Source organism: Maribacter sp. C-4077, from assembly GCF_055378385.1.
The window spans coordinates 2894282-2904170 of sequence record NZ_AP038807.1 but is presented as its reverse complement, the minus strand read 5'-3'; the positions used below and the strand labels follow the sequence as shown (position 1 = coordinate 2904170).

At 44.0% G+C, this 9889-nt stretch carries 5 protein-coding genes; all 5 read left to right on the top strand.

The window, feature by feature from the left end; genetic code table 11:
• Positions 1-24: 24 nt before the first annotated feature.
• The 5 genes from ACZ41C_RS12520 to ACZ41C_RS12500 all read left to right on the top strand — a co-directional run bounded on the left by ACZ41C_RS12520 (position 25) and on the right by ACZ41C_RS12500 (position 9877).
• A complete protein-coding gene (locus ACZ41C_RS12520; RefSeq protein ID WP_464561866.1) occupies positions 25-3141 on the top strand; it encodes a PA14 domain-containing protein in 3117 nt (1038 codons plus the stop codon).
• Positions 3142-3373: 232 nt separating this feature from the next.
• The gene (locus ACZ41C_RS12515) at positions 3374-6520 is read left to right on the top strand and encodes a hypothetical protein (protein ID WP_464561863.1); all 3147 of its coding nucleotides are present in this window, start codon (positions 3374-3376) and stop codon (positions 6518-6520) included.
• Between the two features lie 67 nt (positions 6521-6587).
• Positions 6588-7490, top strand: a complete 903-nt coding sequence (locus ACZ41C_RS12510; protein WP_138257574.1) for an ABC transporter ATP-binding protein — start codon at positions 6588-6590, stop codon at positions 7488-7490.
• 9 nt (positions 7491-7499) lie between these two features.
• Positions 7500-8333, top strand: coding sequence for an ABC transporter permease (locus ACZ41C_RS12505; RefSeq protein WP_138257573.1), 834 nt, complete (start codon positions 7500-7502; stop codon positions 8331-8333).
• 92 nt (positions 8334-8425) lie between these two features.
• On the top strand, positions 8426-9877 hold the full coding sequence (locus ACZ41C_RS12500) for a T9SS type B sorting domain-containing protein (protein WP_464561861.1): 1452 nt from the start codon (positions 8426-8428) through the stop codon (positions 9875-9877).
• The last annotated feature ends 12 nt before the right edge of the window (positions 9878-9889 follow it).

The following is a 9889-nucleotide window of genomic DNA, read 5'->3' as shown; positions in this document are numbered from 1 at the left end:
AAGGTTTACTAAAAATCAAAGAACGTGTACCCTTCAAAGAAGACACTTTTATTGGTACTTTTTTTAGTTGTTGGATATTCCCATGCCCAATTGAGCGACCTGCATTATTTGCCACCTTTACGGCAAGGACAGAATAATGGGGCCATTCAACAACAGGCCGTATATCTTTCAACACCTGAAACTACGGCGTTTACCGTAAATGTGTATCGGGGTACGAACCCCGTTCCCATAACTTCGTTTACCATTTCCAATGTAGCGCCTGCCATCTATAACCTTCCCAATGGTGATAATGATATCACTTTGGTGACCAATAATAGTACCGGAGTGGTTTTGACCAATAGCGGACTCCGATTTGAATCTGCGGGAGGGGAAAAATTTTACGTAAACTATCGGGGCCGTTCAGGTTCACAGGCGGCATCCTTGACCTCAAAGGGAAGAGTAGCCATGGGAACCAATTTTAAATGGGGGGGCGTTCCCAACCTGGGCAGCCATGTTTCCAAATCAAACACCTTGGGGATTATGGCAACAGAAGATAATACGACCATTACCCTTTCGGGTTATGACCCCAACTGTGAATTTAGGGTGGGTAACAACAGAGCTGGAATAACGGCAAATTCCCATACGATTACCTTGGATGCCAATGAATCCTTTGTTTATGAGACCTATCTAGGAAACTCCCCCACCATGGCCCACGAAAGGGGCTGGATCGGCGCTTCCATCGTGGCCGATAAGGATATCGTCATTAGCAACGGCTCCCTTAATTATGGTAGACAAGTAGGCAATAGTAACAGGGATGCGGGCATTGACCAACCCGTACCTGAAAATAGATTGGGCAAGGAGTATATTTTCGTTAGGGGAAATGGAAATAGCAATGGATGGACAGAGTTCCCATTAATTATTGCAACCGAGAACAATACCCAAATTTTTGTCAATGGGTCGGCAACACCCATTGCTACGTTGAACGAAGGTGATTTTTTTGAGGTACCCAGTAGCAACTACTCGTCCAACTCGGTAGGGGCGAACATGTATATTGAAACTTCAAAAGATGTATATGCTTACCAATGTGTAGGAGGGTCAACGGCGGCTTACACCCAGGGCCTGAATTTTGTAGCACCCGTAAATTGTCTTTTGCCAGATACCATGGACAACATTCCCAGCATTACAGATGCGGCCGGAGTTGCCATTACAGGTGGTGTCACCATTATTGCCGCTACCACTACACCGGACGCTAACATAACGGTCACAGATGGCAGCGGAGCCGTTACGCTCCCAGCCTCCTCTCCAGTTGCCGGTACGACGGACTGGAAAACCTTTTACCTTCCCAGTCTAACGGGTAATGTAAGTGTGCAGTCTACTGGACCCATAGCCGTTGGTTTTTTCGGTTTCAATGGGGCAAGGGGTCTAGCCGGATATTATTCGGGTTTTGATACCGTTCCCAATATCAATTTACAAATTACAGGCAACAGTTGCCTTCCGGGTGCCATATTGGAAATTGCATCGGGCGAAGTCTTTGATGCCTACCAATGGTACAGCGATGGAGCTTTGATCCCGGGGGCCACGTCGTCTTCTTATACCGCAACTACGGCGGGAGACTATTATTTAAGGGTAACCAGGGGACCCTGTAGTTATGACTCGAACTCCATATCGGTATATTATTGCAACCCTGATATTGTGCTCAATAAGACTGCGGATGTTACGACCGTATCGGAAGGGAATAATGTAACCTTTACAATAACGGTCGAAAACCTGGGTATCGACCCTGCGACCAATCTAGTCGTTTCGGACCCTATACCCTCCGGACTTTCCATCCTATCGACCACGACATCCCATGGCAGTTGGACAGCTCCCAATTGGAACGTTGGCACTTTGAACAGTGGCCAATTGGAAACGCTGACAATTACAGCGGTGGCGGATGCAAACAATTCGGTTATTCCAGCGGTATCGGTCACCAATTCGGTCACCAACAGTCAGGATCAAACCGATAATAATATCACTTCGGACAATCCAAACGTATCCGTCATTATCCATAACGATTTTGACGATGATGGCGTTGTCGATCTTTCGGATGAGGACGATGACAACGACGGAATCTATGATGCCACGGAACTCAATAGTTGCTCAGGAGGATTGGATTATGAGTTTTACAATGTATCGCCAGCAGGCAACTCGGTAGATAACATTCCTACCTCTGGGGCACTCGCAACCGGAGTGGCAACCAACATCGATGTATCCGGTTTGGCGGCCACCTATACGCCCGGGGATGGCGAAACGTATTCGGTTCGGTATACCGGGTATATTGAAATAGCCACGAGCGGCAGCTACACCTTTTTTACAAATTCAGATGATGGATCTAAGCTATATATTGATGCCCTAGAAGTGGTTGACAATGACGGCCTACACGCCATGAACGAGGAATCCGGCACCATAGCACTTTCGGCTGGAGTTCATTGGTTGGAAATAGTCTTCTTTGAACTTACAGGAGGCGATAATTTGATCGTTCAGTACCAAGGGCCTTCGATAACCAAACAGAATATCCCATTCTCAATCCTATACCCTGTCTCCTGTGAAAGCGATACCGACGGATTCCCGGACCATCTGGACCTTGATGCGGACAACGACTCCTGCTCAGATGCCAATGAAGCCTATAACGACCCAAATACCGATGGGGGCGACGACATGGTCTACGGTTCCGGCATACCAACCGTAAACCCGGATGGAACCGTATTTACAGCGGCCTACCCTACCCCGGCCGATGTGGATACCAACGGAACCCCTGAATTCCAAGAAGCGGGAGCCGTACCAACAATTACGGTGGCACCCGCAAATTCACATACTTTTGTGAACACCAACGATACTTTTTCGTCGACCGATGATGGGGACACGTACCAGTGGCAGGTCAGCACGGATGGGGGCACTACCTTTACGGATATTTCGGACGGACCCGAATACAGCGGAACAACGACCAACACCCTCACAATCATTACCCCTGAAGTGGACAAGAACGGCTATCAATACAGGGTCCTTATTGCCAGCGATACCTTTGTATGTGGGAATACGGTCTCTTCTCCTGCAACACTGACGGTAGGCCCCAGGACCATCATTACCAACCGTAGAATAACAATTAGGGTTAATAAAAATTAGTTTTTACTTATTAAGGATCAGCTGCCAACGTAAGGAAAATCAGGTCATTTTAAGTATTCCACACCATTTATCGAAGTTTTGGTTTACGGGATTGGCCCGTTCACAACAAAAGATTGTCCATGCGGTGGTATTCGTATTATTTTGAGACGTAGTACGTCTAGGTATGGAAATAAAAAAATTAGGGTTACTGATCCTATTTTTGATTTTTGGAATTTTAAAAAGTAACGCTCAGTTGAGCGACTTACATTATTTGCCTCCCTTAAAACAAGGAAGTAATAATAGTTCCGTTAAGGAACAGGCCATTTATATGTCAACCCCTGAGAGCACGGCCTTTACAGTAAATGCCTATAGAGGCACAAGTACTATACCCATAGCAAGCTTCAGTATTTCAAACGCAACTCCTGCAAGATATGATTTACCAAATGGCGATAATGGCATTACCATGGTTCAGAACAACGATACGGGTATTGTCATTACAACCGGCGGACTTCGATTTGAATCTACCGGTGGCCAACGGTTTTATGTAAACTATCGGGGCAGTAGCGGAGCCCAATCCACTTCGTTGACATCAAAAGGTAGACAAGCGATGGGAACCAACTTTAAATGGGGCGGTGCGCCTAATTATGCCACTACCAGTGACATTTCGACCTCCTTGGGCATAATGGCCACGGAAAACAACACCACGGTGGATATTTTTGGGTACAACCCAGGCTGCGAGTTCCGTTTGCAAAACGACAGGGATGGCATATTGGACGATGCTATCCAAGTTGTGCTAAACGCAGGCGAAAGTTTTGTACTCGAAGCCTACACTACGGAAACTGCGGCGAACGTGGATGGCTGGTTGGGCGCCTCCATAACGTCGGACAAAAATATAGTCATAAGCAATGGTGGTCTTAATTACGGTGTGGTACCAACCTCTTCTAGCAGTAGGGACGCCGGTATCGACCAACCTGTACCGGAAGACAATTTGGGCAAGGATTATGTATTCATAAGAGGCGGTGGTCAGGATAGTACCGAATTTCCCATAATCATCGCCACCCAGAACAACACACAAATATTTGTCAATGGAAATACGACTCCAATGGCCACCATCAATGAAGGGGATTATTTTATAGTGCCCGGCACCAATTATTCAAGTGCTAGCCCGGGCGCCAATATGTACGTTCGAACATCCAAGGACGCATACGCCTATCAAAACTTGGCGGGCAGTACCGGAGTGCAGACCGTTGGATTAAATTTTGTTGCTCCCCTAAATTGTTTGATACCGGATAAAGTCGACAATATTCCAGATATAACCGATGCCGCTGGAACTACCTTAAATGGTGGTATCACAATCATTGCATCCGCAACAACCCCAGATGCCAACATTGTAGTGACAGATGGTAGTGGTGCAGTCACCAAACCCGCAGCCTTAACAATTTCTGGTAATACAGACTGGAAAACTTTCTATATACCCAACTTAACGGGAAACGTGGACGTTCAATCCACCGGTCCCATAGCGGTAGGGTTCTTTGGAGCAAATGGCAACCGGGGTATCGCTGGGTATTTTTCCGGCTTTGACGTGGCACCCAATGTAGACCTTCAGATTACCGGTACGCAGTGTTTACCAGGTTCCAATTTGGAAGTTGTTGGAGAAGTCTTTGATGCCTACCAGTGGTTTTATGAAGGCAACCCCATTTCTGGCGCCACTTCGGACACCTATAACCCAACAGTGGCCGGTGATTACTATGTACGCGTGACCAAAGGCCCCTGTACCTATGACTCCAACACCTTGGCAGCCTACTATTGCAATCCTGATATTCAACTCATAAAGACCGCGGACCAAACTATGATCAATGAAGGGGAGAATATCACCTTTACCATTACCGTGCAGAATTTTGGTGTAGATCCCGCCACCAATTTGGTAGTGACCGATGCATTGCCAACGGGACTGTCCCTTGTATCGGCATCGCCCAGTACAGGTTCATGGACATCTCCCAATTGGAACGTAGGTACTTTGAACAGCGGACAGTTGGAGACTATTACTATTACCGCTGTGGCTGTTTTTAATTCGTTACCCAACCAAATACGCCATTTGGCAAATATTGCCTTAAATACCCAAAATCAGGTGGACAGCAATCTTAGCTTGGACAAACCTTCCGTGGCTATTATCGTAAACAATGATTTTGACAACGATGGAATAATCGACGTCGTAGATCTTGACGATGATAATGATGGTATTCTTGATTGCACGGAATCGAATGGAACAATTACCAATGGTACCTTCGGTTGGTATTTAAATACACCCTCAGGAACATTGGCCATGGATAACACCAGTAATCCTGAATTAAATTCCTGGTTCTTGTCCTCTACTTCAAACCTTTCATATAGCGGTATAACCGCGAGTACTCCCTTTAGCGCGGTTCAAATAGACAATATGCCATCAACTTCCCTTGAAGAGGCCTTATATAATAATGACTATATAGAAGTGTCCTTTACCACCACAGATAATCTATCCAACCACATATTGCACAATATAAACTGGGGCTGGTATCAACCTAGCGGCGGTGACTCCTATACCATGAGTGCTTTCTTATCGGCTGATGGTTTCATTAGCAGTATACTTACTAAGGAAGATTTGGTCATAACCAACAATGCCACTACATATCAGGTATTTGACCTCATGGACCAAACTTTTATACCACTTTTACCAGATACTACCTATACATTAAGGGTCTATGTATATAATCAAATAGATGACGATGGAGAAAATTATTCATTTTTTGATGACATTAATTTTACCATTTCTTCCTGTCGTGGAATGGACAGTGACTCTGATAACGTAATAGACAGTTACGAACTTGACTCGGACAACGATGGTTGCTCGGACTCAAATGAGGCCTACAACAACATCAATGCCGACGGAGGCGACGACATGGTCTACGGTTCCGGTGTACCTTCCGTAAACGCCAATGGCACAGTAGTAGCAGCGGCCTACCCTACTCCTGCCGATATGGATACCAATGGCACGCCTGAATTCCAAGAAGCAGGAACCGTACCTACAATCACGGTAGCACCTGCAAATTCGCATACTTTTGTAAACACAAACGACACTTTTTCGTCGACCGATGACGGGGATACGTACCAATGGCAAGTCAGCACGGATGGGGGCACTACCTTTACGGATATTTCGGACGGACCCGAATACAGCGGAACAACGACCAACACCCTCACAATCATTACCCCTGAAGTGGACAAGAACGGCTATCAATACCGGGTCCTTATTGCCAGCGATACCTTTGTATGTGGGAATACGGTCTCTTTCCCTGCAACACTGACGGTAGGCCCTAGGACCGTCATCACTAACCGAAGAATAACCATTAGGGTCAATAAGAATTAGGCATTTTTTGTAACAATTACTCAAACCGCTCGTCAAGTAAGTACAATCAAACAAAAAACTACTTGCTTTGAGCACTATTCTTACCGTTAACAATCTTACCAAAAATTTTGGGTATTTAACCGCCGTAAAGGATTTGTCATTTTCCATTGAAAAGGGCAATGTATACGGTATTCTGGGGCCCAACGGAAGTGGAAAATCGACCACTTTGGGCATAGTCTTGAACGTGGTGAACAAAACCAGTGGGAACTTTTATTGGTTCGATGGAAATACCTCGACCCACCAGGCCTTAAAAAAAGTGGGTGCCATCATTGAGCGTCCCAATTTCTACCCGTATATGACTGCCGTACAAAACTTGAAACTTGTATGTAAGATCAAGGAAGTCGGCACCGATAAAATCGATGAGAAATTAGAGTTGGTGGGCCTTTTGGATAGAAAACACAGTAAGTTCAGCACCTATTCCCTGGGTATGAAACAGCGCTTGGCCATTGCATCGGCCCTTCTTAACGACCCTGAAATCCTGATTCTGGACGAGCCGACCAATGGCTTGGATCCACAGGGAATTCACCAAATCAGGCAAATCATCAAAAAAATAGCATCACAGGGCACCACCATATTACTGGCTTCCCATTTGTTGGACGAGGTGGAAAAAGTATGCAGTCATGTTATCATCCTAAGAAAAGGTGAAAAATTATATTCAGGCCCGGTCGATGGAATGATGGCCAGTTATGGATTCTTTGAACTGAAAGCCAACGACATGGACAAATTGTCCCAATCCCTTAAAACCAACAAAAAATTTGGGGATATAAAGCAAGAGAATGGATTGATCACCGCCTTCCCAACGGAAGAAATGGACGCCAAAACCCTGAACGAATCCCTTTTTTCAGAGGGTATCGTGCTTTCCCATTTGGTAAAAAGAAAGGAAAGTCTTGAGGAACAGTTCCTAACACTGACCAAGAATCAATCAAACTAACAGAAGACCATGATACGTTTATTAGAAATAGAATTCATAAAACTATGGAATAATAGGGCCAGCAAGGTGTTGATCATCTCCTATTTTTTTATCCTTACCTCCATCGCACTTGTTGCAGCGATTAAGTTCGATATTGGGCCTGTTAAGTTTCACTTGGCAGAAATCGGAATATTTAACTTCCCCTATATTTGGCACTTCAACACCTTCGTTACCGCCTTTTTTAAATTGTTTTTGGCCATAGTTATCGTATCCATGATGTCCAATGAGTACAGCAATAAGACCATAAAGCAAAATCTTATAGACGGACTATCCAAAAAAGAATTTATTCTTTCCAAGTTCCTGACAGTAGTATCCTTTTCCGTCATCTCTACTGTGTTTGTTTTCTTGGTCTCCTTAATATTAGGTCTTATATATTCAGATTATGACGAGTTGTCCATCATATTTTCCGATTTGGAATTTCTGGCAGCCTTCTTTTTTAAGTTGATGGGTTTTTTCTCCTTCTGTCTTTTCCTTGGGATTTTGGTAAAACGTTCTGCTTTTGCCCTAGGGTTTCTCATTTTATGGCAAATTTTCGAAGGAATAACGAGAGGTATAATCCGCTGGAAATTATTTGATGGGGATACGACGGATGCAATAATGGGTTTTTTTCCTTTGCAATCGATGTTCAACCTAATCAAAGAACCTTTTACACGTTTGGAAGCTGTTCAAACGGTTGCGGACCAAGTGGGTGAATCCATAAAACTAAATTATCACGTGCATTGGTATGAATTCTTGATCGTAATTGCTTGGACTGCCATATTCATTTATCTTTCCTATGCTTTACTTAAAAAGCGTGACCTTTAAAATTACGTGATATCGATGTTATATTGTATTTAACATCCATACTAGCCTAAAATTTCATTTTGTAGTATATTGTATTGTTTAAAGCTATGAAAATGAAAAAGGGCGCATCAATATGTAGGGTATTGGCCATGCCAATACTTCTCCTAATAGCTTTTTGTTTAAACTTCAGAATCTATTCCCAAGAATGCCCTACCCTAATTTCCCCATTGGATGGTGATACTGACGTTCCTGTTGACAATCTAATCCAATGGACGGCCGTCGATGGTATCATAGGGTATTTGGTATCTTTAGGAACCACTCCCGGAGGGGGCGAAATTATAAACAGAAGGTCCTCCGGCCTTAATAATTTTTATCAACCTGAAGTAGGTTTGCCTTCCAATACGGTGGTTTATGTAACCATCAGCCTATTTCTCCCGGATGCTCCCATTAAAGTCTGTCCCTTAAGAATATTTACAACGGAAACGGTTACGACAGCCCCGGATTGTACGGAATTGATTAATCCGCTTAATAATGAAACAGATGTTCTGGTAAATAGCAACCTTAGATGGAATTATGCTACCGGGGCAACGGACTATAGACTTTCCGTAGGTACCTCTTCAGGGAACTATGATATTGTTGACAGTCAACTAACGGGAAATAGACTGGTGTATGGTTTTGGGGAACCTTTGGAATTGGACCAAGAATATTTCGTGTTGATAGTTCCTTTAAATGAAAATGGAGAGGCAACAGGATGTATTGAGGAGCGCTTTACAACAGGAATACCTACCGTAAGTTGCCAAGATTCTGATTTCCCTACGATTACCATACCGGACCAAATTGGACTTTGCGAAGATCAAGGGTTTGGCATCATTGACTCCAAGGATATTGCTAGGGGATACCGATGGATTTTTATCGATTCTGATGGATCCGAAACTATTCTCTCGGAAGATTCACAACTTAGATATGAAAGAGTAGGACAATATAGACTGGAGCTTTACAATATCCTTAACCAGTTCGGTGGCGCCATTGAGTGTCCTGTTTCCAAAAATTTTGAGGTGGTTTATTCAGAAACACCGATAATTTCGGATGTCTTGATAACGCGGCAAAATTCAGGTTTAACATTGGACATCAGAACGGAGAGTAGCGGAAGTTTTGAATTTTCTCTGGATGGTCCAAATTCGAATTTTCAAGATAGTCCGATCTTTAGAAATGTGGAACCGGGGGAAAGAACCGTATATGTAAGAGACCGATATGGATGTGGAGTTGTGGAAAGAGCGATTGAAAAAGAACTTTCCCCACAGGATTTTCCCGTATTCTTTACCCCGAATGGCGATGGTTACAATGACTTTTGGCAGTACAGAAAACCAGAGGATTCCAATGAAATACCCTATGAGGTCATTCATATTTTTGATCGTTACGGAAATTTTTTGGCGCAAATAGACCCAACCTCCACAGGTTGGAACGGTATTTTTAATGGGCGCGAAATGCCGGCATCTGATTATTGGTTCAGGGCAATTTCATTTACAAAGAAAGAGGTAAAAGGACATTTTACCCTCAAACGGTAGGTTGAACCTTAA